Annotated in this window: 22 protein-coding genes and 1 pseudogene; 14 read left to right on the top strand and 9 right to left on the bottom strand. The window is 45.9% G+C overall.

Annotated features, from left to right (window positions below):
• Positions 1 to 281: 281 nt before the first annotated feature.
• From DYD21_RS04495 to DYD21_RS04480, 4 genes are all read right to left on the bottom strand, one after another.
• Positions 282 to 512, bottom strand: coding sequence for a hypothetical protein (locus DYD21_RS04495; RefSeq protein ID WP_147303491.1), 231 nt, complete (start codon positions 510 to 512; stop codon positions 282 to 284).
• 5 nt (positions 513 to 517) lie between these two features.
• Complete coding sequence (locus DYD21_RS04490; RefSeq protein WP_116033127.1) at positions 518 to 922, bottom strand: hypothetical protein; 405 nt, start codon at positions 920 to 922, stop codon at positions 518 to 520.
• A gap of 16 nt (positions 923 to 938) precedes the next feature.
• Positions 939 to 1,397, bottom strand: coding sequence for a hypothetical protein (locus tag DYD21_RS04485; RefSeq protein ID WP_116033124.1), 459 nt, complete (start codon positions 1,395 to 1,397; stop codon positions 939 to 941).
• 96 nt (positions 1,398 to 1,493) lie between these two features.
• Positions 1,494 to 3,065 carry a glycoside hydrolase family 30 protein gene (locus DYD21_RS04480; RefSeq protein ID WP_116033120.1) on the bottom strand — a complete coding sequence of 524 codons (1,572 nt, stop codon included), beginning with the start codon at positions 3,063 to 3,065 and terminating at the stop codon, positions 1,494 to 1,496.
• Positions 3,066 to 3,882: 817 nt separating this feature from the next.
• Between DYD21_RS04480 and dgcN the strand changes: the two genes are divergently transcribed.
• From dgcN to DYD21_RS04450, 6 genes and pseudogenes are all read left to right on the top strand, one after another.
• Positions 3,883 to 4,884, top strand: coding sequence for an N-acetyltransferase DgcN (gene dgcN, locus DYD21_RS04475; RefSeq protein WP_116033116.1), 1,002 nt, complete (start codon positions 3,883 to 3,885; stop codon positions 4,882 to 4,884).
• Positions 4,884 to 5,858, top strand: coding sequence for an N-acetyl-D-Glu racemase DgcA (dgcA, locus tag DYD21_RS04470; RefSeq protein WP_116033112.1), 975 nt, complete (start codon positions 4,884 to 4,886; stop codon positions 5,856 to 5,858). The genes dgcN and dgcA overlap by 1 nt, the downstream gene beginning before the upstream one ends.
• Positions 5,859 to 5,925: 67 nt before the next feature.
• Positions 5,926 to 6,009 (top strand): annotated as a pseudogene (locus DYD21_RS21455) (SEC-C metal-binding domain-containing protein); the annotation flags it as partial.
• A 467-nt stretch (positions 6,010 to 6,476) separates the two neighbouring features.
• A complete protein-coding gene (locus tag DYD21_RS04460; protein WP_116033102.1) occupies positions 6,477 to 7,484 on the top strand; it encodes an amidoligase family protein in 1,008 nt (335 codons plus the stop codon).
• Entirely contained in the window at positions 7,474 to 8,259 is a 786-nt protein-coding gene (locus tag DYD21_RS04455) for a gamma-glutamyl-gamma-aminobutyrate hydrolase family protein (RefSeq protein ID WP_116033098.1), read from the top strand. Before DYD21_RS04460 ends, DYD21_RS04455 begins: the two co-directional genes overlap by 11 nt.
• 127 nt (positions 8,260 to 8,386) lie before the next feature.
• Positions 8,387 to 9,115: a DUF1326 domain-containing protein gene (locus DYD21_RS04450; protein WP_116033094.1), complete on the top strand. Its 729-nt coding sequence runs from the start codon at positions 8,387 to 8,389 to the stop codon at positions 9,113 to 9,115.
• Positions 9,116 to 9,350: 235 nt separating this feature from the next.
• On the opposite strand, the gene DYD21_RS04445 is transcribed toward DYD21_RS04450, so the two are convergent.
• From DYD21_RS04445 to DYD21_RS04435, 3 genes are all read right to left on the bottom strand, one after another.
• Positions 9,351 to 11,900: a serine/threonine-protein kinase gene (locus tag DYD21_RS04445; protein WP_158551409.1), complete on the bottom strand. Its 2,550-nt coding sequence runs from the start codon at positions 11,898 to 11,900 to the stop codon at positions 9,351 to 9,353.
• 73 nt (positions 11,901 to 11,973) lie between these two features.
• A complete protein-coding gene (locus tag DYD21_RS04440; protein WP_199535456.1) occupies positions 11,974 to 12,345 on the bottom strand; it encodes a four helix bundle protein in 372 nt (123 codons plus the stop codon).
• A 95-nt stretch (positions 12,346 to 12,440) separates the two neighbouring features.
• Positions 12,441 to 13,004: a sigma-70 family RNA polymerase sigma factor gene (locus DYD21_RS04435; RefSeq protein ID WP_116033086.1), complete on the bottom strand. Its 564-nt coding sequence runs from the start codon at positions 13,002 to 13,004 to the stop codon at positions 12,441 to 12,443.
• Between the two features lie 256 nt (positions 13,005 to 13,260).
• Here DYD21_RS04435 and DYD21_RS04430 point away from each other — a divergent pair, with 256 nt between their 5' ends.
• The 5 genes from DYD21_RS04430 to DYD21_RS04410 all read left to right on the top strand — a co-directional run bounded on the left by DYD21_RS04430 (position 13,261) and on the right by DYD21_RS04410 (position 17,691).
• On the top strand, positions 13,261 to 13,539 hold the full coding sequence (locus tag DYD21_RS04430; protein ID WP_158551408.1) for a nickel-binding protein: 279 nt from the start codon (positions 13,261 to 13,263) through the stop codon (positions 13,537 to 13,539).
• A 55-nt stretch (positions 13,540 to 13,594) separates the two neighbouring features.
• Positions 13,595 to 15,244 (top strand): tetratricopeptide repeat protein, encoded by a 1,650-nt coding sequence (locus DYD21_RS04425; RefSeq protein ID WP_116033079.1) that lies wholly within the window; start codon positions 13,595 to 13,597, stop codon positions 15,242 to 15,244.
• A 211-nt stretch (positions 15,245 to 15,455) separates the two neighbouring features.
• A complete protein-coding gene (locus tag DYD21_RS04420) occupies positions 15,456 to 16,304 on the top strand; it encodes an AraC family transcriptional regulator (RefSeq protein ID WP_158551407.1) in 849 nt (282 codons plus the stop codon).
• Between the two features lie 174 nt (positions 16,305 to 16,478).
• A complete protein-coding gene (locus DYD21_RS04415) occupies positions 16,479 to 16,745 on the top strand; it encodes a hypothetical protein (protein WP_116033072.1) in 267 nt (88 codons plus the stop codon).
• 127 nt (positions 16,746 to 16,872) lie between these two features.
• Positions 16,873 to 17,691 carry a class I SAM-dependent methyltransferase gene (locus DYD21_RS04410; RefSeq protein ID WP_116033069.1) on the top strand — a complete coding sequence of 273 codons (819 nt, stop codon included), beginning with the start codon at positions 16,873 to 16,875 and terminating at the stop codon, positions 17,689 to 17,691.
• A 100-nt stretch (positions 17,692 to 17,791) separates the two neighbouring features.
• Here the strand turns inward: DYD21_RS04410 and DYD21_RS04405 are convergent, their stop codons facing one another.
• Entirely contained in the window at positions 17,792 to 20,185 is a 2,394-nt protein-coding gene (locus DYD21_RS04405) for an alpha-L-rhamnosidase C-terminal domain-containing protein (RefSeq protein WP_158551406.1), read from the bottom strand.
• 428 nt (positions 20,186 to 20,613) lie between these two features.
• Between DYD21_RS04405 and DYD21_RS04400 the strand changes: the two genes are divergently transcribed.
• The 3 genes from DYD21_RS04400 (at position 20,614) to DYD21_RS04390 (ending at position 22,827) form a co-directional block, all read left to right on the top strand.
• Entirely contained in the window at positions 20,614 to 21,078 is a 465-nt protein-coding gene (locus tag DYD21_RS04400) for a cupin domain-containing protein (RefSeq protein ID WP_116033483.1), read from the top strand.
• 145 nt (positions 21,079 to 21,223) lie between these two features.
• A complete protein-coding gene (locus DYD21_RS04395) occupies positions 21,224 to 22,057 on the top strand; it encodes an SDR family oxidoreductase (protein WP_116033061.1) in 834 nt (277 codons plus the stop codon).
• Between the two features lie 122 nt (positions 22,058 to 22,179).
• Positions 22,180 to 22,827: a class I SAM-dependent methyltransferase gene (locus tag DYD21_RS04390; protein ID WP_116033056.1), complete on the top strand. Its 648-nt coding sequence runs from the start codon at positions 22,180 to 22,182 to the stop codon at positions 22,825 to 22,827.
• 6 nt (positions 22,828 to 22,833) lie between these two features.
• On the opposite strand, the gene DYD21_RS04385 is transcribed toward DYD21_RS04390, so the two are convergent.
• A complete protein-coding gene (locus DYD21_RS04385; RefSeq protein WP_116033052.1) occupies positions 22,834 to 23,202 on the bottom strand; it encodes a DUF2784 domain-containing protein in 369 nt (122 codons plus the stop codon).
• Positions 23,203 to 23,242 lie beyond the last annotated feature (40 nt).

The raw sequence follows: 23,242 nt of genomic DNA, 5'->3' as shown, positions 1-23,242 counted from the left end.
CCATTCCTAACAAAGTCCAGAAGTCTGATTAAAGAATGGCTAAGCTGACAAACATAATCCTTGCAGATACCAAAGACCGTAGCCCATACTATACCTCGGAGTAAAACAGAAAACCCGGTAACCAATGAGTCCCGGCACTGATGAGGTTCGTTGCCGGCCAACCCGCCCCACAGTGAACTGTGGGGCTACATTCTGTCGTCTCTTCGAGACTTGGATGCTGAGGCTTGAAACAAAACCAGATTCATTAATGCAGCTACTGTTCAATGAGTCATTTTGACGGGCTAAATGGATTCGCAGTCAATTCCAGTCTCAACTACCGTACCTGTTGGGGGTTTTCCTCCTGAATCATAACTGTTTAAAATCGTGATCAGCGCTGAAATCCCGCCAAATATCATAAATGTTGTATCGCCATAACCAAAAAGCCAGAACAGAAGTACAGCTGCATAGATCAGGCACCCAAAAAGGAGAAGAAGGTAATTGCACTCGCTCTCTTGATGATATTTAGGCGACAAACTTCTCATTGACTTTCCAAAACCTGAACACCATCAGGTTCAGTGGCTTTCTCCGCATCAAGAATCATCAGAAGCAGATTCATTGAGGTTTTGATGCTGTAATGCTCTTTTACAGAGAAAGTTAATGAAGTGAGTGCCCCGATGATGTACGCGAATGAAATATAAAGATTGAAGGAATCGGCTTTAGGGGCCGTCATGTATGCGAAAAAATAGAGTAAACCGAAGGTGAATAGTCCTACAGAGGCCAGCATTGCGCCCCTGAAAATAGTGCGTGATTTTTTCAGCTGATGTTCTGCGAATCCCGAATAATCTTTCTGTTTCAGCAACTGTTTATCTTTGTAAAGAAAAAGCCCGGATGATTTCTTAAAGTGCTCATCAAAAAATTGCTTTAATACCTCTTCAGACAGCATGGTTTTTCTCCGTCAATCATATAGTCCGTTTTGAGTAATACTGCAGATTGTGCAGACTGCTAAAGTGGGATATCGCTTCATCGATTTCATCTAATTTCTTTTGCAGAAGCCACGGTATCCGAATCGTATCGCTTGCGCCGGTTTGGTTGTAGGTTATCACGATTTTATTGGTATGGAGGGACAGATTTCTCAGCCGATCCCATTTTGCGGACTGATCCCAAAGACTGTTTTTTGTTGAGATCCCGTCTTCATCCAGTACGATTACAGGAAAGCGCGGTGAAAATAGTCCCGCCACGAATGCACCCGTTGCCAGCCCGGATAAAAGGCCTGTAACTAAATCAGGGAGGTAAAATCCAAATATCGGTCTATTTATGTTTTGAAGACTTAAAAGGATCGTTATCAGGAAAAACAGTAGAATCAGGCCGGAGCGGTAAAACGTTTTTAATTTTAGATCTGTCGTAATCTCAACTTGCATAAATCTTTTGTCTCTTATTGGTATTTAAACCTCTCTCTGAATGATTATGCAAAAATCAGAGATTTAATGCCATTAATTTTTCTTGTAATGCATCACTCAATCCATAAAAAGTGTTACTACAGAACGGGCAGGAAGTTGTATACGGCTATCGGAATCGCCGGAATTTGTAATCTCCAGGTTGTGGCGTGATGAAGTGGTATATACCGTCTGTTCTAAAGGTTGCCCGTCGCCATTTTCGGTCTTTACCTGAAGGACCCTTTCCTCTTCGGAATAATTTATCGCAACAGTAACGATACTTCCATCGATGTTTTTGTAGGCAGAAACCATCACCTGTTCAGCGCGCTCCTCCTCGGTAAGTCCATCGTCTGTTGATAGATCCAGACGAACTGCACCCGGACGGATAAACCGGCTGAAGTTTCCCATCACCCACAATTTTTTCGAATCGTACACCTGGCCATCATATTTGTCGTGATCAATGTAAACCAGTCCGTCGTTGTAATCGTATGGACTCACGCCGAGCCACCATTGCCATGTTGCTGAGTTTGTGATGGTCAGCTCATAATGCATCACACGGGCCATGTAGAGCGCCGGATCCATCCCGGTATCCCTTCCCGGACCCTGCACCTCTTCATTATCTTCCAGAATACAATATTCGCTCATCCAGAGTTCGGGCGGGTTGTCCATCGCATTTATATTATCACGAAGTGCTTTGCGATGGCGGATCAAGTCGGATACCGGCCATGTGGTAAAGTAACTATGGGCTGCTACCGTTGGAGATAATTTCGTCAGATCGTCGATTCGAGTCTCCTCATCACCCCAGAAATAATCGAGCTGGTGCCCGCGCCCGTCGGGGCCGTCAGAATATAGAAAATTGATCTGCGCTGCTTCCGGTATCTCAATTTTCGTTTGGATTCCCTCCTCCGTAAAATGGCTATCAATTGCACGTACAACTCCGGCAATTTCATGGTTCTGCCACCGGCTCCCTTCCTGGTTATTTCCTTCAGCCCAGTCCCATTGCGGCTCATTCATAGGGCTGATGGAGTGAAACGATATCCCTTCTTCTTCAAAATATTGAACCACATTTCCAAGAAATTCAGCGTAATCACTGTAGTACTCTTCGGCAAGATTTGCGGAGCTTCCGCCTTCACCGTTGGCCCGCCCATTGCGTGTAAGCTGAACCGGCGGGCTGTTTGAAAACCCGATAAATGTTTCAGTACCGCGCTCTTTTGCTGCCTGCAAAAACCACTGCTGACCCGACTGCTGTGACCAATCGTAGCTGAAATCATCCTGCAAAAATCCTTCCGCCCGTCTCCATTCATCGCTGATTTTACTCTCCTCACCCTGGGCCGCACTTCCTCCGCCGATGTTAAATCTCCAGATCGAAAGGCCAATCCCCTCCGGATTTCCATCCCGGTCAGTTTCCCGGCTAAACAGGTAATCCGCAATCTGCTCTCTCTTTTCCAGCGGCCAGTTTTTACCTACAAATTGGGTGCTCCACGCATCTGAGGCTCCAAATCCATGAATCGTTTGCTGTTCCGATGAGAGATCAATAGTGATGCTAACCGTATTCACATCCGAATTTTGATGATTGGATTCCGGGTAAAAATTCACAGTTAAGAGAATCAGCAGAAATGGGAGAATCAGGATGTATCTCTTTTTTCCGTGCATGAGGGAGAATATTTAGTATTAATCTTTTGATTCAGCTTTATTCGAAGTTCAGATCTTTAGTATACAAAGATTGAATCAACCCGTAACGAAATTTTGACGGTTCTGATCGATCAGTCTTTTTCACCTCACTTCGATTCCTAAATAATGTCCTTTATTAGGTATTAAGTCTCCCCTAACGAGGTTGTGAGAATTTACACTCTACTTCGTTGGCAATATTTTTTTTACGGTGTAGAAGCTTGTATTGAAGCTCCCCTCCATATCAAGTCCCGTTAGGGCGCGATAGGGAGGGGACGGGGGTGGGTCAGAAAGCCTGAGAGCTATGAAAATGGCAGAACTCTTCTTTTATTTACATGCATTTTCTTTGGAAAATAATTTACTCACAACCCCTAACAAGGGGAGATTTAGAGGGGTGTCCATCGAATTTTTCCATACTCTGATGAACATCCCCCTCATTCCCCTCATTCCCCTTTTTTGAGGCTGTGAGAAAATAAATCAACAAGCATTAAAAAAACTCCTTCAATTTGGCCACGAAGTCACGATGACACGAAGAATCACGAAGGCTAGTAATTTGATTTTGTTACACTTCGTGTACCCTCGTGGCTTTGCGTCTTCGTGGTAAAAATAAATGGCCGATATCTTTGATTAAGTATTTCCTCACACCCTCTTTTTAAGGGGGACTTTTGTTTTTAAAATTCAACAATCAAAGTCAGGTTTTTCGGTAAATCAGCTCAATGAGATCGGCCTTGAAGTGGGAAGTTGATCGTTTTATTCCTATCATTAGCGGCTTAACCTGTTACCTTTAAACACTCTGCACGAAATGATTAAAACCCCATATTTACTTTTTTTAGGGGATGCCCACGACCAGCTTGCTGTAAAAGTTGCCAAAGGCGTCCGTGACTGGCGACCCGAATATGCAATTGGCCAGCTGAGGCTACCCGGCTGTAAAGGCGATCTCGGCCTTCCCGATATGACGCTGGATGAAGCGAAAGAGGCCGGAGCTGAAACGATGATCATCGGGGTGGCAAATCGCGGAGGTTTGATCTCCGAATCATGGAAAGAGATCATGCTGGAAGCTCTTGATAAAGGATTTGATCTCGCGTCCGGACTGCATAAACTGCTCCGTAATGATCCGGTTCTGGCAGAAAAAGCGGGTAAACTCAACCGACAGCTGATTGATGTACGCGTGCCTCAGCACGAATACCCGATCGCCACCGGTGAAAAGCGAAGCGGAAAACGGTGTCTCGCCGTGGGTACTGACTGCTCTGTTGGGAAAATGTATACCGCACTTGCGATGGAGCGAGAGATGAAAAAACGCGAGATGAATGTAGATTTCCGTGCCACCGGACAAACCGGAATTTTGATCACCGGAGAAGGCGTGCCGCTGGATGCAGTTGCAGCCGATTTTATGGCCGGTTCGATTGAATGGCTCACGCCCGACAACGATGACGATCACTGGGACCTTATTGAAGGACAGGGTTCACTATTCCATGTATCCTTTTCCGGGGTAACACTCGCACTTATTCACGGGGGGCAGCCGGACGCTCTCGTTTTATGTCATGAACCGACCCGTGAGCATATGCGCGGAATTCCCGGTTACAAGCTTCCCTCACTCGAAGCCCTGCGGGACCTCTCACTGGAGATGGCTAAAATTGTGAACGGTAACTGCAAAGTTACAGGCATCTCGATTAACACAGCCGCTCTTTCTGATGAGGAGGCGAATGAATACCTGGCAGAAGTTGAATCCCGGATGGGACTTCCCACTGTTGATCCATACCGCCACGGTGCCGGGCGTCTTGTAGATGCACTTGAGGAGATTTAATGGCAAACTTTCAGGTTAACGTATGGACAGATTCTTTTCCGCTCGCTGAAGTTTTTACCATTGCACGCGGTTCCAGAACGCATGCCGAAGTATTAACCGCAGAAATCACAGCAGATGGCATCATCGGGAGGGGTGAGTGCGTTCCATATTCCCGTTATGATGAAACACTGCAGAGCGTTACCGAACAGATTCAATCTCTGCCGTCAATGTTTACACGCACTGATCTCCAGGATCTGTTGCCGGCCGGAGCTGCACGGAATGTGGTTGATTGCGCTCTATGGGACCTCGAAGCAAAATCCAAAAATTTAAGGGTATGGCAGCTTGCCGGCCTTGAAAAACCAATTCCGCAAATTACCGCTTTCACGCTATCGCTCGACACTCCCGAACGAATGCAGGCGGCGGCCAAAAAACATTCGTTTCGCCCGCTGTTAAAAATTAAACTGGGAACGCCGGATGATATGCCCCGCCTCGAAGCCGTAAGAAAGGGCGCACCAAAATCTGATATAATTGTAGATGCAAATGAGGGCTGGACTGCTGATGTCTACAAAGAGCTGGCACCCCACCTGCTCCGTCTCGGGGTAAAAATGGTGGAACAACCGCTGCCCGCCAGTGATGACGCACTTCTTGAAGAGATCGAACGACCTCTGCCGGTTTGTGCAGATGAATCGTGCCACGATCGTCAAAGTCTTCCGGCACTAAAAGACCGCTACGACATGGTCAACATCAAACTTGATAAAACGGGCGGTCTGACCGAAGCTCTCGCCCTGCGTGATGCCGCCATAAAGGAAGGATATTCAATAATGGTGGGCTGCATGGTTGGGAGTTCACTTGCCATGGCGCCGGCGCTCCTTGTTGCACAAGGAGTTGAAATCGTGGATCTCGACGGGCCGCTCCTGCTGGCTGAAGACCGCGATCACCCGCTTCATTTTGATGAGAACGGAATTCACCCCTTCTCGCCTGAACTCTGGGGATAAAAGTATTGCTTTGTACTTGGATACAATCTTGCGCATTTTATCCAATACTTTCATTAAACAGAATTAGAAGATTATGGCTGACCGACCAAAACGTAATGAACCGTGCCACTGCGGAAGCGGGAAAAAGTATAAAAATTGCTGCCAGAAAAATGATGAAGCCGGACGTTCATCAAAAATAGCAATGATCGGCGTAGCTGCAGTCGTCTTTATTGTTTTGATCCTGGTTGCCATGTCACTATTCGGAGGCGGAAGTCCCGTCGATTGCCCTCCCGGAACTGTATGGTCTGATGCGCATCAGCACTGCCACTAAATTCGTTCAGTTTTTCTGATTTTAAGAATTGGATTCTTTAAATGTCATCGCGCGTTGCACGATGTTTTTGACCGGCGCTCCTTTGGAGCTGACGTGTGCAATACAAGATAATCTGGAAAGAATTGATTCCACACAAATCAGTATAAAGTTTTTCTATTTGATACTGATCGAATACCCATCAAAACAACTTACATCTGATTTATTTTTTTAGCTATTGAATTTCTTGCAGTGTATTGACGTTCATGCCTTTAGTAATTCATACATAATATCCATCTGCAAAAACCGATTAACTGAACGTTTGAAAGAAAATGGCCAAACAGGCATTTAACCAACCTCCTGTTACAACAAATCCTGCCGGAGATGAACGATCGGCAGGGTATGAATTTGAGTTTACAGGTGTGGAGATGTCGGATGCTGCCGGTGTGATCCAGGATTTGTACGGCGGAACGATCCAGCGGGTGAGCACCTATAAGCATTTGGTGGTGGATACCACTTTAGGACTGTTCCAGCTGGAACTGGATGCGCAGTTACTTCGGGATAAAAAGTATGAATCGTACCTGGACACGATCGGCATTCATATCAAATCATTTAAAAATCTTGCTACAATTGAAGAACGCCTTAAGCAGATGGCTTCTTCAGTCGTCCCCTTCGAAATTATCACTCCTCCCGTGCGGCTGTCAGAAATGGAACAGCTCAACCGGCTGCTTGATGAACTACGTATATGGAAGGCGAAGGGTACAGGCAGTTCTGTTTTTTATGCATTTGGCCTGCACATCAACCCTGAAATTCCAGACGATTCACCCAAAAGCCTTCTGAATCATCTACGTGCATATGTATTGCTGGACCCCTGGATTCGTAAAGATGCCAACATCAATATCAGCCGGCGCCTTACTCCCTATATCAATGAGTATAAAGAGGAATACCTGAATCTGATTTTAAATGAAAGTTACACTCCGGACCTCCGGGGATTGATCCGTGATTACTTTCGGTTTGAAAACTCCAGGAATCGTCCGCTCGATATGCTGCCGGTTTTTATGCACCTCGACCCCGATTACACATCCAAACTGCTCGATGATACTCTGACCAGCAGTCGTCCCACCTATCACTACAGGCTCCCGAACTGCTCTATCGAAAAACCGGGATGGACACTCGCCGATGAATGGAACCGCTGGGTACTGGTTGAAAAGCTTGCTCATGATGAGAGGGTGCTCTCCCAGTACTGCAGCGCATGGTTTAAAATCAAGAAAGGTACACTGATACGATTTGAACAGAAATGGATTCAATTTATGGACAGATGGGTAAAAAATGATTCGTAAACGACCTGTAATTGGAGTTACCGGCCCGGATGAAGGCGGGACCGGTGCATGGTTATTTACAGCGCTTTCTATTCGTCTTGCTGGTGGAAAACCGCAGCGAATTACCGTGAAAAATCCTGCAGAGATCACCGAAATTGACGGCCTTATTATCGGCGGAGGGGCGGATGTTGAGCCACTCCGTTATGGCCAGGAGAGAGTTGAAAAAGCGAAGCTGGCGAAAGACGGCCGCACCATTTTTGAGTGGGTGTTGTCTATCCTGTTTTTCCCAATCTACTGGCTGGCCCGTTATTTTCAGCATACGAAATCTGCACCAATCGACACAGATCGTGATAAACTGGAACTTACACTGCTGCACGATGCCCTGGCTGAGAATAAACCGGTACTTGGCATCTGCCGCGGAATGCAGCTTATGAATGTCCACTTCCAGGGAAATCTTCACCAGGACATCAGCGGGTATTACGAGGAAACCCCGCAAGTCTCATCTATCTTCCCGAAAAAAAGAATCCAGATCGAAAAAGGATCAAAATTGCATGAGGTTCTGAATACTACGGTCTGTAATGTGAATGCACTGCACAACCAGGCGATCGACACTCCCGGCGAAGGAGTGAAGCTTGTTGCCCGTGAGCTGCATACCGAGATAAACCAGGCATTAGAGCATCCCGGATACAATTATGTGATCGGCGTACAGTGGCATCCTGAGTATCTGATCCAGGTGAGGAGGCAGAGGCGGCTTTTTAAAGAACTGGTGAAATGCGCGTGTGACTATGATAAATAATTTCCCGCTTTTCAGCTTACATGAGTACAAGATATAATTTTAATCAAGCAGCTGACTGAGCCGGGTGGTGTTTATCCATTCAAAAATATTAGCCTCCGGCCGGATCAGCTCTAAAGGAGGTTTACTCATGTACAGAACCATAATTACAGCATCTCTCGTTATACTTCTGTTTGGAACAGCATTTCTGATTTACCAGCCCGATGAAGCTCATCCGGAAGTTCATCAAACAGAATGGTCGCTAAACGCCACTGCAATCGAAGCCTGCACCTGCCCGATGTTTTGTCAATGCTACTTTAATATGGAACCCGCTTCTCACAGCCACTCACATGATGAGGAAGAGGAGCACTACTGCAAATTTAACATCGCCTGGCAGGTAAATGAGGGACATCATGGTGACACCGACCTTTCCGGTGCTACATACTGGGTTGCCGGTGATCTCGGGGAAGGATGGGAAGATGGCACGATGGACTGGGCCGTTATCCATTTTGATCCCTCGGTTACGGATGAACAGCGTGCCGGAATTGCTGCCGTACTTGAGCACCTTGTCCCGGTTGAATGGCGTTCTTTCGAAATAAAAGAAGACAAACCGATTACATGGACTGCTGATAATTCCCGCGCAACCGCACTTTTGGATGGCGGAAACTCTGCTGAGATGCGGCTGATTCATCCGCCTACCGCAATGAACGATGAGCCCGCAGTTCTCACGAATATTATCTACTGGGGAGCACCACGCCACGATGGATTCGTAATGATGCCGAATGAAGTTCAGGGCTATCATGAAGGTGAAAACAGCTTTGAATCATCCGGAACCAACGGGTTTATGATTACCGTGGATATCAACTCTGATGATGTGTAACAGAGGTTACGATATAGAAAGGTGTTGAAAGCTTTACCACACCTGTCCGTTGAAATGGGGCAGGTGTGATGTTTTTCATCAGTACCGTCATGCCACGCCTCGGCAGGGTATCTCCTGTATGTATTGAGGATGGGAGATCTCATTTCGCGTTCAAAAAATCAGTGCATCAAGCACGGGATGAGACCCTTAGGGCATCATCATTTTATTACTCAATTTTAAAATCGAATTCAGGTTATTAATTGCGGGCTGCCAATGCGACCTGTTCCAGTTGATCTTCATATTCGGATGCATCTTCAAACCGGTCCCACGATTGATGCAGCTTCACAAGTTTCCGCAGCGTTTCCACCTTCTCGTCCAGGTACTGATCATCTTCCTGCCGGGTAAGTACATTGAGGTTTTCAGCGAGAAGTTCATTCGCTTCATCCAGCCGAAACAGTTCAATCAGACAGCCTGCAAGGTCACGCCGTGCGGATAGTACCCGTGGGTGTGATTCATTCAGCACCGATTCAAGCAAATTCACCGTCTGACGAAGTCTCGGCTCTGCCTCCTCAAAGCGATCCGTTTCCAGGTACAATTTTCCGAGCGCCTGCACCACCGGACGATACAGCGGATTATTTCCACCCAGCCTGTTTTCGATCGCCCACAGAAGGTCAAGGTAAATCTCCTCAGCAGTTTCAAAATTTCCGTTGTTTCTGTAAAGATCCGCAAGAGCTTTCTGACTCGTACCGGTCTTGGTATGAAACTCTCCAAATGCCCGGCTACGGATTTCAACGGCATCCTTCAGCATTTCAATCGCCCGCTGTGAATCTCCGTTCCGCTCAACCACACGGGCATATACGGTTAACAGTTCCGCTATTGAAGGATGATGTGGATCGTATATTTCATGATAGATATCATATGATTCCTTCAGGAAGTGGTCTGCCGTATCCGGTTGCTCCAACAGATGGTAGGTGAAGCCGAGTGACCGGCTGCTTGCCGCTACATCTGCGTGATATTCGCCAAAAAGCTTTCTTCTCATCTCATAAGCCTGTTTGTGCAGTTTAAGAGCTGTCTCCGGATCGCGGTGGACATTCCGAACATTTGCATGTGCAAATAGTGAGCTGGCGTACTCTGCTGATTCGTGCTTCGGATGCTTCCCATAAATATCCAGCGCGTTCTCAAAGTATTCGTTCGACTCTCTGTACTCTCCCATATGGTGCATCACAGTACCCAGCCTGTAGTAACTATCGGCAATTGCAATTTCTTCTGACGGCTGATGCTCTTTCTTAAGTAGTAACGATTTTTTCAATAAAGGGTAAGCTTTTTCATACTCCCCAAGCTCTCGGTGAACACGCCCAACCACATTGAACATCCTGGCCTGTACAGTCGGCTGACTATCAAGTTCTTCAGCATATTGTATGCCCCGATCAAGCAATACACGGGCAGTTACGGTATCCCCAAGATTTTCATAAGGATCACCGGCTTCGAACATACCCATCATGAAATTGGCAATCTGTTCTGATTTTTCCGCTTCTAAACGTGCTTGCTCGAGTGCTTCTTCTGTCTGTTTAGAATGCGAAGTAACAGAAATTGCATATACAACTAAAAGTGTTAACACAGCTGCAATTGATGCTGTACCAGTTTTATGTCGGGCAAAAAATCGGTTTAATTGATACGTCCAGGTTTGATCACGTGCAATGACCGGTTGTTTCTGAAAGTGGCGCTGAATGTCAGCCACAATCTGTTCAGCCGAGTGATACCGTTGATCTGGTTCGGGATCAATCGCTTTCATTAAAATGGCATCCAGATCACCGCGAACGTCTCTGGCTTTGACAGGCCATTTTTCAAGTTCATCTCTTTTTTCATTCTCGCTCAGAATGTCACCCGCAGCAGGTGGGGAGGTGTTACAAATCACCTGCTTTATCTCTTGATGAGTTAGTTCATCAAGCTGAAAAGGGCCTCTTCCTGTAATTAATTCATACAAAACCAGCCCGAGTTGATATATATCAGAAGATGTAGTGATCTGTCCGCCCTGCAGTTGTTCCGGGCTGGCATATGCAGGTGTAACCGGTATGAACTGCGATACGCTTTTTTCGTTGTCATCACCCAGATCCTCACCCGATTTCAGTATTTTTGATATACCAAAATCGACCAGTTTCACCTGACCGCTGTCTGTTACCAGGATATTCGACGGTTTGATATCACCATGGACAATAAGCTTTCTGTGTGCATACTGAACAGCATCACACACTTCCATAAAAAGTGAAAGTCTCTCTTTCAGGTTTGGCTGATGTTTCCTGCAATATTCATCGATTGGACTTCCCTCGATCAGTTCCATAGCAAACCAGGGCTGCCCATTATCTGTAACCCCACCATCATAAAGCCTGGCAATATGTTCGTGATTCAGGGTTGCCAGAATTTGACGTTCTGCGATAAAACGCTTCAGCTGATCTTCGGTATGAAAACCCGATTTTAAAATTTTAATCGCTACGTTCTGCTCAAACTGTCCATCTGCCCGCTCTGCAAGGTATACACTACCCATCCCTCCCTCACCAAGCTCTTTCAAAATTTTGTATCTCCCGATAATCTCACCCGGTTCACGAGTGCTGTCAAAAATTTCTCTGGTGAACCGATCCAACGGCCGGTCGAGGATGCTTGCCTGTTGATCAGCCTCAATTAACGAGCGTACTTCCCGGTATAGGTCTTCGTCGCTGCCGCAAGCCTGCTGCATATACGATTCTCTCTCGTCGCCCTTTAATTGAAGGGCGTTGGAAAAAATCTCTTTTATTTTTTCCCAATTATTCATGGCAGAGTGCTTGACGCTTTGGGCAGAGCGCATAGGGCAGAGCGACATGCCCTATGTGCTAAGCACTTAGCGCTTAGCGTTTTAATGATTTTTGAAAGTTTGTTATCTTCCTGCAGAGTTTATCCAGTTCCTCTGAGATCACTTCTTTATGAGAATCAGAAACTAATCCTCTTCGATTCATTAATATCAGTATGTTTGCATTTTCAAAAGTTGAATTCCTTGCGTATTCCAGATATTGAATAAATACTTTATTCGACCTTGAGCCCGAACCCTCAGCAATATTGTTTGACATACTCATACCAGCTCCTCTTAACTGACCCGCAAATCGATATAGCCTTCTCCGTTCAAGATCATCTGCTATATCAAAAAGTCGATCAGCGATTTCAATTGCCAATTCCCAAATTTCTAAATCTTCAAATCTGAACTTTGCCATAAAAATATCCATATAAGTTATAGTTTGATTACATACCTATATGAACCAAAATATCACAAACCCTTACACTTTTTTTCGCCATGCGCCATGCCCTATGCGTAATGCGCTTAGCCCTCCTCCCCGAGCTCCCTGTTCAGCCATGCCCGGGCGGCTTTCCAGTCACGGCTGACGGTTGGCTCCGAGATCCCCAGTGTTTTTGCGGTCTCCTCAATCGTCAATCCCCCAAAGAAACGGCACTCCACAACCCGGGCCTGTCGTTCATCAATATTTTCCAGCTTTTTCAGTGCCTGGTCAACCGAAATAATCTCCTCCAGGTTAACTTCATGTTTCACATGTTCTTGGCCGAGTGTTACCCTGTATCGGTTGCCGCCACGTTTTTGGGCATTTTGTTTTACAGCATAATCTACGAGAATATTCCTCATCACCTGGGAGGCGATGGCGTAAAAGTGGTTCCGGTTCTGCCAGTCGATCCGGTTGAAATTGATTAACTTCAGATAAGCTTCGTGAACAAGAGCTGTTGCGCTAAACGTATGGTCTGGGTCTTCACCTCTCATTCGCCCCTTTGCCATCTTCTGCATTTCGCTGTACACGAGAGGGATTAACTGATCCAAAGCCTCCTCCTTACCCGATTTATGAGCTTGAAGTAATTTCGTAATACGGGGATTACCCATGTTTACCTCCCGTCAATTACTCGTGAAAACTCCACAATTTGTGACCCCTCGCCTGAAAACTTCTCCGCCCGTGATAGACACTTCCCTTTTTTTCGGCTTTAAATAATCAGAGGGTGGATTGTTTTCAGTCGTTACTATCCATCAATACATATAATCTAACGTCCGAAACCCTCTCTGTCAAAAAGTAATGCCAATTTATTTGCCACTGAAACAGTATTCTAATAAAAAAGTCCCTCAAAACCCGAAAATATATGTTATGCCAAAATTTGTAATTGAAAGAGATCTTCCCGGAATTCACGCCCTGAATGAGAGGGATAAAAAAGCCGCTGCCCTCAACTCATACAGGGCAGCAAAAGAAATCGGCCCTGAAATTCACTGGATTCACTCCTACATCAGTAAAGATAAATCACACTGTGTGTATGTCGCGGATAATATCGACTTAGTAAGAAAGCATGCGGACCACGCCGATGCACCGATAACCAATATTTTTGAAATCGATTACGTGCTGGAAATCACCAGCTCTGAAGGTGCCTAAACACCTTTTTCAATACGACTTGAAACAAACAAATGTTGACTAAACCTATTCTGTCATGAAAATACTTCTAAAAAAATTACTTCTGATCATTTCAGCTACGCTATTGCTAATCAGCCTGATGCACGTATCCACAACGGCTCAGGATCATCACAATATGCACGACGATCACCCGGTCCCTGAAGGGCAGTCCATTGGCGAGATCAATTTTCAGGTAAACTGCGCAGAGGATGTGCGCGATGATGTAGATCACGCGATTGGGATGCTGCATCATATGATGTATATGACAGCCCGGGAAGAATTCGAAGAGATCATCGGCGCAGATCCCAATTGTGCAATGGCCTACTGGGGTGCTGCTACAACACTTTTCCAGCCAATCTGGGGAACCCGGCCCAGTGAAGAGGATTTGAACCGGGGTTGGGAGATGATCAACCGGGCGATGGAAGAGGTAAATTCCGACAGGGAAGAGCTCTTGGTAAAATCTACCTACCAATTCTTCAAAGAACCTGAAACCGCGGACTTCCGAACCCGAATCGACCGGTGGACAGAAGGAGTTGAAGAGGCGTATCGTGCCCATCCCGATGACCTGGATATAGCCGCCTTCTATGGCCTCTCACTCATGACCCAGGCACAGTTTACCGATGAAAGAGATGCGCTTTTCGACGAAGCGGAACGAATTCTTCGTGATGTTTACAACCGCGAACAAGCCCATCCCGGTGCCATCCACTACAGCATTCACGCTACGGATGTAGATGGCCGTGCAGAGAATGCGCTCGATATCGTAGAAGCGTATGCCGAAATCGCGCCACAGGTTCCTCATGCGCTCCATATGCCGTCGCATATCTATGTCCGCCTGGGCGACTGGCCTCAGGTGATCAGTTGGAACCAGCAATCAGCCGATGCTGCTCTCAACTTCCCGGTAAACGGAGCAGAATCACACCACTACATTCACGCCATTGATTACATGGTATACGCTTATCTTCAAAGCGGTAATGATGAGAAGGCTGAGCAAGTTTACAGGGAAGCATTGACCCGGGATCAACATCAGCAAACGTTTGTCAGTGCTTTTCACTTTTCAGCTATTCCGGCACGCCTTGCCGTGGAACAGCGCGACTGGGAGCGGGCTGTTAACCTTGAACCGAGAACGCCTGATTATTTACCCTGGGATGCATCTCCCTGGGCAGAAGGATTAACCTGGTATGCCAAAGGAATGGGAGCCATTCACACCGGTGATCTTGAACTCGCAAAAGAAGCCGAACAACGCCTCGCCGAACTTCGGGATGTCGCTATGGAGAGAGGCGATGATAATATGGTCGTCTATATTGATACGGAACGCCACGTGCTGGCTGGCAGAATTGCGCTGGAGGAAGGAGATGAAGATAAAGCGATTGAGCTGACTCAAAAAGCAACAGAGCTGGAAGCTTCTGTAGAAAAACACCCCGTAACACCGGGTGCCCTGCAGCCACCGCGTGAAGCTTTAGGTGATCTTTACATGGCGATTGATCAGCCCAGAAATGCGATGGAAGCGTATGAGGAATCGAATGAAATCTGGCCGGGCCGAATGAATACGCTTATGGGCGCTGCTCTTGCGGCCAGAATGATCGGTGAGGAGCAAATGGCAAGGTCCTATTTTGAAAAATTGATGAAGAGTAATCTTCCTGATGACTTTGAACCGGAATTAACAAGAACGGCTCACAGAGATTTTTGATAATCAGTTAGAAAGAATTGGTTAAACGGTTTACATGATCAGATCAAGAGCTGCTCTTCCGGGATTTAACCGGATGTGCAGCTCTTTTTTTATCTGGTTCGTTATCTGTCAGGGATAAAAAACAGATTATAGGAAATTCGTGTGTGTTAAAGCCACCGGCATTAATGTATAACGTTTTAAACGCCGCCTCATGCTCAATGTATACGACTTCATGAAAGACCTTCCGGCCAGCAAACGGCTCATCGTAAACGATCTCCTGTTTGCTGACTACAAGTGTCCGCTAAGTCACTCCCGGTTCGATATGTGGACCCATCACAACTACTTTGTGTATGTGATGAAGGGGAAGAAGAAATGGTTTGCAGGAGATAAAGAGGTGATTGCTGGTGAGGGAGATTGTATATTTGTGAAAAAGGGTGCTCATTCGATCTATCAATATTTTGATGATGAATTTTGCTCGCTGTTTATGTTTGTACCGGATCATTTCATTAAAGAAACCGTCATCAGTAACCGGATTGAAATCTCCGTAAATGACCGTGAGTATTATCCCGCGCCAATCCTTCGGGTACAGAATAATGAAATTCTCCAATCCTACTTTCTATCCTTTTTGTCATACATTTCCACCAGCGGACAACCGGATGCGAAGCTTGCAGAGCTCAAATTCAGAGAGTTAATCATGATTGTGGCAACCATGAGGGAAAATGCGGCTGTTGCCTTGTATTTCCATGAACTTTGCAACAGATCCCGGCCACCGCTGCAGTCTGTCATGGAGTCAAATTTCACCTACCCGATGAAGCTGGAGGAGTATGCGCGCCTGAGCGGGCGAAGCCTTTCACTTTTCAAAAGAGATTTCAAAAAGATCTACAATACCACCCCCGGCAGATGGCTGACCCGGAAACGGATTGAGTATGGCCGGTATCTGCTTCAAAAAACCGATAAATCGGTAACTGAGGCTGCATTGGATTGTGGATTGAAAAATCATTCACATTTCAGTCGTGCTTTTAAAGATCAGTATGGAATCTCTCCGGTTGAGGCTAAAAAAACGTCTGAGCAAAACCTTTGAACGTTTAAGCAAAGCAGGGCTTATAAGCATGGTTTAGGTTACGGCTGAACCTGCAAGAGTCCGGTAGGACCTGGCAGAGTTCAACAAACGAAGCACCGACGCTGTCAGAACACGCCATCCGGCGGAATGCTGACAAGTCTAATTATAAACCTAAATCAAAGAAAGGTGATACCCATGTTTATAGCCATCGAACACACCATCCGTGATCCTGAAAAATTTCAACAATGTGCAGAAGAGGTTTTTCCTCTGCCGGATGACCTGCACGTACATCAGTTCTTTCCAGCAATAGATATGAGTCGTGCGGTTTGTCTTTACGAAGCTCCCTCCATCGAGAGGCTGAGCGAATACCTGGACCAAAAACTGAATCCGGCCAGTACACAGCAGTACTTCCCTGTGCTTACCGAACACGCCATCGGGCTGCCTGAAGGAATTCAGGTCTGAATAACGCGATTAAGATGGACAAACCTGTCAGGTTTGAACATTCTGGGAGAATCCGAAATCTCAACCACACAAAACCTGACAGGTTTTTATAGTCACCATCAATTCAAAACTCTACAAGTGACCGATTATGAAAAAAGTTAAATCTAAAGACAAGTTCCTTGAAATCACCAACAATCAAAAGCAAACCTGGAGCAAAGGCGATTTCAATGAAATTGCCCGCCAGAATGTGGTGATGGCCGAAAAGCTTGTAAGTGCCGTGGACCCGCATCCCGGGCAAAAGGTACTGGACCTGGCCTGCGGCAGCGGAACGGCAGCGCTTGTAGCCGCCCGCAGGTACTGCGATGTTACAGGCATTGATTACGTACCGGAGCTGATTACCAGGGCCCGAAAGCGAGCGGAAGCAGGCGGTCTGTCTTCTGAATTTCTTGTAGCAGACGCACAGGATCTGCCGTTTCCCGATAACAGCTTCGATGTGATTCTATCAGTATATGGCGTGCAATTTGCGCCAAATCAGGAGAAAGCAGCAGCGGAGATGTTGAGGGTCTGCAAGCCAGGCGGGAAAATTGGCCTGGCCAGCCCCATCCCGGAAGGCTGGAGCGGCGATTTCTTTACCACTCACGGCAGATATGTACCACCGCCTCCCGGTGTGAAACCACCGCTGCGATGGGGAACAGAAGTAGGCCTCCATGAACTGCTGGGTGATACCGCAAAATCGATCAAAAGTGAAAATCGGAAAGCACTTCAATATTACCTGTCAACAGATCATGCTGTAGAGGTTTTCAGCAACTGGTTCGGCCCAACCCTGAATGCCCTTGAAAAAATAAATGAAGATCAGAAAAAAGATTTACTAAGAGACCTGAAAACTGTTTTCGATCGGTATAATATTGCAGATGATGGAACAGCCATAGTCGAAAACCTTTATCTACAATCCATAATTTTCAGGTAGTTGATTCGGGTTCTGTAGTTGTGATTCTTTTAGACCTGAGTTTGTTAAATAATGACCTGATTGGATTTAAACTGTGGTTTTAAGTATTACATAGACAAAATCACTTCATTTCTATTTGATTCAACCCGCTGCCTATCTCAATCTCCCGGCCATTCCATGTGAATCGTCCGGTTAAGCCATCGGGAAGGTTGATTTCACCCCTAACTGAATCCTCATCAAAACTAAAATCAACACTGATGTTACCTTTAGGGTGCGGAATGGCAGCCTGAATCCATTCGAGGGCACCGGGCTGAGGTTCGATGAGTACTTGGCTAAATCCGGGAGAGTAAGGACGGATACCGGCAACGGTGGCAAAAAAATCGTAATTGGGACTGGAGCTCCACGCATGGGCATCCGATCTGCTGGGCTCGGGATGCTCGGGGAAAGTGGTCATTCCGAGTGCAAGGGCATCGTACCAAGGGTCAAGCTGATCCAGGTATTGATTGCCCAAACCAGCTTTTCGCATCGCCCGGAAAAGATAAAACCGAAAATAGTACGTTGCCTGTACCAGGTCTTCTTCGACCAGGATTCTTTCCATCAGATTTTTTTGCTGATCCTCCGGAACGACACCGGTCAATACCGCCAGAATATTTGCCTGCTGGCTGTAGTCGTTTTGATCGGGAGTATCGGCAATCAGCTGCCGTTCGGTATTCCAGCCATATTTTAGGATTGACTTCTGGAGGCGCTCCATCAATTCACGGTAATGACCGGCATCACGGTAGTTGCCGTATGCTTCGGCAAGTTCGGCGGCATAATCAAGAACATAGAGTATTTGCAGAGAAATCACGATTGAGTTACCGTCGTCAGATCCGGGTGGGGTTCCGCGGTCAAATCCCTGTGCGGCATCAACATAATTCCACCACGGCATCGGTCCCAGCAGATCAAGCTCATCATCCAGGTACTCTTCATACCAGTTAATTACGCTTCGAATACCGGGCAAAAACTGTTTTACAAACTCGTCATCATCGCGATGCATCCAGTAATCGTGCACCATAGAAATCCAGAGAAGTGAATACGGTGGTATATATTGCGGATGATGAGACGGATACCTGCTCATGGTTATTCCATCGGGCATTCGGGAATCGTTAAAATGCTCAATGGCATTTCTCATCAGGCGGTCATCACCCGAAACATATAAAGAAATCAAAGCCTGGATCCGGGTATCGCCCACATATTGCAGCTGCTCGTAATACGCGCAATCCCAGTACGACTCAAACGCGTTCAGCCGGGCCGTTCGCCAGCCGGCTTCCCAGATATCATCAAGGCTTTCGTCGCTGCTCGCAAACCGTGCGTTCTCTTCAAACGGGTAGCCGGTAAAAATTCCGTACATATCATGCAGGATAAGAGGATCGGAAGCCGTTTCTATTTCAAGCTGAATATAGCGGTAAGACCGGAGCCAAAGCGGCTGCAGAGTTCTGTTTTGACCGCCATTTAAAATAAATGAATCGTGGAAACCAAGGATTTCTTTTCCCTCAATTTCGTTACGGTTTCCTTTAGTATTGTCTGCTTCGCGTAGGGCTTCGGCATAAATCAGCCTTATCTCTGCATCGCGTCCGCCGCTCACTATCAGCACCGGGTAGGCGTTTATGATATATGTTTGATCAACAAGCAGCACAACTCGGCTGTCAGCAGGAACTTCAAGGGGTTCGGTTCCTTCCAGAAAACCACCGTTCATGGCAATACCTTCCGTTCGCCGCAATTCCAGAATGCGTTCTTTATGCTCTTCCATCATAGGTATGTTTCGCGGAACCAGGTTCCAGCCATAAAGATTGCCGTATGGGTTAGTGCCGCGCGGCTGACCCTGCTGGTAAGTTCGTGCAGTTTCCCACTCCGTAACATCGTAACCGGTTTCCATCCACCCATGTGGATAATGTTCTGCAACAAATTTTTCACCCGGTGGAGCCGCATAATATCCAGCCACAGTTTGATAACTCACAGGGATGGGGCTGTAGCCGTCATTCTGCTTTACAAACCAGGAGCTGTTGGTATTTACGATGGATTCATTTTCAGAATTTCCCTGTAGTAAAAATGCCGTTCTGTAGCTGTGGTGTGATATAGCATTATGTTCTCCAAAATTCCAAACCGTTGCCGCAGCTATATTTTTACCTTCGTGCAGATACTCTGCTATATCCACTGTCTCGAAACGCCAGTTATGTTTATCCCCTACAGCCGGCCCTTTCGATACGGATTTCCCATTAATAAACAGACGATACCGGGTATCGCCGGAAACGTGAATTACAAAAGAATCAGGGATTGTATCCAGTTCAAAGGAACGGCGAAAATGAAATACTCCAAAATCAGTGGTTGATGCTGAGGGATGCATAATCCAATGAGCATCCCAGGTTTTGTTTAGTAGATCCGTATCCATTAAGTCTGATTGACGGGCTTCTGATGATATAGTGGCAATCAGTAAAGCGGTAAGCACTATCAAGACAGGTGAAGATCGAAAATGCATAATCGGCTGATGGTTTTGATGGTAAACTGCTTTAAAGGAATGTAGGCTATTCTCATTACTTTTTCCTAAAATCAGAACCATCTAACTAAAGGAATCATATTAAAAACCCTCATTTCGAAGGTGAAAAGGGGAAATCTCTGAAGCATCACTTATCAACCGATCCTGCTCTGGAGATATTCAAAACTTGATTTGGCTCCAACCTGAAAGCCCTCTACAATTGGTCGGATGACGGATCTGCTATTGCATAGAATACCTATCTTCAAGCAATAATTCATCTTTGATCACTACAGATCTTTTGATAGAGAGAGCTACAATTTTCGGCTTTTATTAGTAAAGGGTTTTGAAATTAATGCCATTCACCTGAACCCCGATTATTAGGAATGAAACCGTCTTTTTCCAAACCAGCCATCAAGTTTAAACCTGAAATTATGACAATATTAAAAATCACATCGATTCTGCCACTAATTTTTTCGTTTCTCATACTCTGCTACTCTCCTCTGAAAGCCCAGAATATATCAGGAGATGAAGAGGCCTTTATTTTTCATAAAAATGATGCAGGCCTTGAATGGGCCTCATGTCCCGAATTTATGCCCGATGATTGCCGGCTTGCTGTATTGCAGGGTGATCCTGCCGGACCTAATGCTGATGTTTTCTTTAAGCTGCAGGGAAACAGCGATGTTGCCAATCACTGGCATACATCTGCTGAGCGAATGATCCTGGTTTCCGGAGAGCTGCGTGTGGATTATGAAGGACAAGATCCCGTTGTGATGAAACCCGGAACGTATGCTTATGGTCCGGCAGAACTCCCTCATACAACAAGCTGCGTATCTGATGAGCCTTGCCTGCTGTTTATCGCATTTGAAGAACCCGTGGATGCAACTGAAATGGATTAACTTGAGGAATTTCAGGGATATTCAAGTCTGAATAGTTGCATTGACTCCGGTATTTTATCATACTAAAACAATTTCAGTCCACACCATCATAAACAGTTCGGGTGGTAGCTAAAACCTAAATTTCCATCCTTTTTCAGAACATTTTATGAAGAATCTTTCATGGAACAACGCAATCCTCACCGGAGCTTCAAAAGGACTGGGAGTGCACATCGCCAGGGCGCTGGCCAAAGAGGGAGTAAATCTTGTGTTGATAGCACGTTCTGCTGATGCCCTTGAAAAAGTTCGGGATGAAATGATGACTTACGACGTGAAAGCTGTGGTGATCCCGGCAGATCTTACAGAGACGGGCAATTTTGATTCGCTCATCGCAGAAGCAGAAAAGAAACTGGGCCCGATCGATATCCTGGTGAACAATGCAGGAATTGAGATATCAACTCCGTATGAAAAGTTTTCTCCGGATGACATACAGAAGATGATCACCCTGAATTTAACTGTCCCGATGCTCCTGACACGGGCTGTAATGCCCGGAATGCTGAAGCGAAACCGGGGCCATTTCGTAAATATCTCATCTTTGGCAGGCAAAACCGGATTCCCAACCCAAACACCCTATGCGGCTTCAAAAGCGGGGCTGATTATGTTCACCCACTCCCTGAGGATTGAGCTGGGTGATACACAGATTGGTGCTTCGGTTGTTTGTCCAGGCTTTGTGTCGGATGACGGCATGTACGCCCGGATGGAGGAACGCGCCGGTCCGGCACCTAAAATCCTGAAACCGACCACCCCTGAAAAAGTAGCCAAAGGTGTAGTTCGCTGCATCAAGAAAAATATACCTGAGCTGATCATTAATCCGCTGCCGATGAAACCGCTATTCATGCTGCAGGAAGCGATACCCGGAATAAAAACCACCCTTCACAAAGCGTTTGGTACACCGGAGTTTGCTGAGAAAATAACTCTGGAAAAATCAGAAACAGAAAAATAGATTATGAATTAACGCCAGACTGCTAAATCGTTTTTTCCTCTTTTGATAGACTTCAGCTCTTAAATAAGCTTTATTTAAACGGAGTACCCATCAAATAACCGAATATAAAGTGAGAAAAAGATATGAAAGACCTTGAATTCATAGCCAGTCAGCTTCGGAAACCATCAGGCGATTTTGCAGCCACAATCGCGGAAAAGATGAATGAAGGGAATCAGCCCCTCTACGATCTGACATTCAACAGACTCGATCTCAATAAAGGGGATACTATCCTGGAAATTGGATTTGGTAATGGCTTTCATTTTCCTGAACTCTTATCGCTTGAAGACAGCCTGACTGTCTATGGGATCGATTATTCTGAGGATATGGTGAGGCAGGCAGCGGGCCGAAATAAAAAATTAATTAAAAAAGGGCAGCTGTTTCTTGCCGAAGGGGGCAGTGACCGGCTGCCTTATGCAGATCATACTTTCGATATTGTATTCTGCAATATGGTGATCTATTTTTGGGATAACCCGGAAGTTCACCTGAAAGAAATCCGCAGAGTTATGAAATCCACAGGGAAATTTTATACCGGCATGAGATCAAAAGAAACTATGCTTCAGCTGCCGTTTACAAAGTTTGGTTTCAAGCTATACAGCGTGGAAGAATGGAGCAGTTTATTAAAGGATAATGGCTTTACAATAAAAAACACATATCAAAAAACAGATCCCGGATTTGAGGAGAGTGGAAAGGTGATCAGGCTCGAATCGATATGTATTGCAGCTGAGTTATAACGCATGTTATGCCGATTTAAATCGCTTATAAAGTATAATGGAGTAGATAACTGCATTAATCAAAATAACGCCAACCCCGAGCCATACCTGTATTTCCCTGGTGAGGCCTTCCGGGTAAATAATCGGCAGAAAATAGTGTTCGATAAAACCGCCAGAATAGCCGGCCTCACCGGCAGATTGTCTCAGGCTGTTTTCGAGCGGTGTCAGCGGGCAGATCCATCCCATTGAAATTACCATAGCGGCCCAGAATGCCGAGATCAGGTGCGGGTAAATAACCCACCACCACTTTAATACTAATACGCCGCCGATTACAGCAAAAACAATGAAAAGGAAGTGGATAAAAACGACGATATCTGCAAGAATACTGTATATCATAAATAATTTTTAGCAAAAGACTCAGTGATAACTGATCCAA

This window comes from Rhodohalobacter sp. SW132, assembly GCF_003390325.1.
Lineage (GTDB): Bacteria > Bacteroidota > Rhodothermia > Balneolales > Balneolaceae > SW132.
The sequence above is the reverse complement of the archived record's forward strand: the minus strand, read 5'-3'. Positions and strand labels throughout refer to the sequence as shown.

Coding starts and splice junctions, on each gene's coding strand:
- DYD21_RS04490 (WP_116033127.1), bottom strand. CDS start 922: ATGCTGTCTGAAGAGGTATTAAAGCAATTTTTTGATGAGCACTTTAAG.
- DYD21_RS04485 (WP_116033124.1), bottom strand. CDS start 1,397: ATGCAAGTTGAGATTACGACAGATCTAAAATTAAAAACGTTTTACCGC.
- DYD21_RS04480 (WP_116033120.1), bottom strand. CDS start 3,065: ATGCACGGAAAAAAGAGATACATCCTGATTCTCCCATTTCTGCTGATT.
- dgcN (WP_116033116.1), top strand. CDS start 3,883: ATGATTAAAACCCCATATTTACTTTTTTTAGGGGATGCCCACGACCAG.
- dgcA (WP_116033112.1), top strand. CDS start 4,884: ATGGCAAACTTTCAGGTTAACGTATGGACAGATTCTTTTCCGCTCGCT.
- DYD21_RS04460 (WP_116033102.1), top strand. CDS start 6,477: ATGGCCAAACAGGCATTTAACCAACCTCCTGTTACAACAAATCCTGCC.
- DYD21_RS04455 (WP_116033098.1), top strand. CDS start 7,474: ATGATTCGTAAACGACCTGTAATTGGAGTTACCGGCCCGGATGAAGGC.
- DYD21_RS04450 (WP_116033094.1), top strand. CDS start 8,387: ATGTACAGAACCATAATTACAGCATCTCTCGTTATACTTCTGTTTGGA.
- DYD21_RS04445 (WP_158551409.1), bottom strand. CDS start 11,900: ATGAATAATTGGGAAAAAATAAAAGAGATTTTTTCCAACGCCCTTCAA.
- DYD21_RS04440 (WP_199535456.1), bottom strand. CDS start 12,345: ATGGATATTTTTATGGCAAAGTTCAGATTTGAAGATTTAGAAATTTGG.
- DYD21_RS04435 (WP_116033086.1), bottom strand. CDS start 13,004: ATGGGTAATCCCCGTATTACGAAATTACTTCAAGCTCATAAATCGGGT.
- DYD21_RS04430 (WP_158551408.1), top strand. CDS start 13,261: ATGCCAAAATTTGTAATTGAAAGAGATCTTCCCGGAATTCACGCCCTG.
- DYD21_RS04425 (WP_116033079.1), top strand. CDS start 13,595: ATGAAAATACTTCTAAAAAAATTACTTCTGATCATTTCAGCTACGCTA.
- DYD21_RS04420 (WP_158551407.1), top strand. CDS start 15,456: ATGAAAGACCTTCCGGCCAGCAAACGGCTCATCGTAAACGATCTCCTG.
- DYD21_RS04415 (WP_116033072.1), top strand. CDS start 16,479: ATGTTTATAGCCATCGAACACACCATCCGTGATCCTGAAAAATTTCAA.
- DYD21_RS04410 (WP_116033069.1), top strand. CDS start 16,873: ATGAAAAAAGTTAAATCTAAAGACAAGTTCCTTGAAATCACCAACAAT.
- DYD21_RS04405 (WP_158551406.1), bottom strand. CDS start 20,185: ATGCATTTTCGATCTTCACCTGTCTTGATAGTGCTTACCGCTTTACTG.
- DYD21_RS04400 (WP_116033483.1), top strand. CDS start 20,614: ATGACAATATTAAAAATCACATCGATTCTGCCACTAATTTTTTCGTTT.
- DYD21_RS04395 (WP_116033061.1), top strand. CDS start 21,224: ATGAAGAATCTTTCATGGAACAACGCAATCCTCACCGGAGCTTCAAAA.
- DYD21_RS04390 (WP_116033056.1), top strand. CDS start 22,180: ATGAAAGACCTTGAATTCATAGCCAGTCAGCTTCGGAAACCATCAGGC.
- DYD21_RS04385 (WP_116033052.1), bottom strand. CDS start 23,202: ATGATATACAGTATTCTTGCAGATATCGTCGTTTTTATCCACTTCCTT.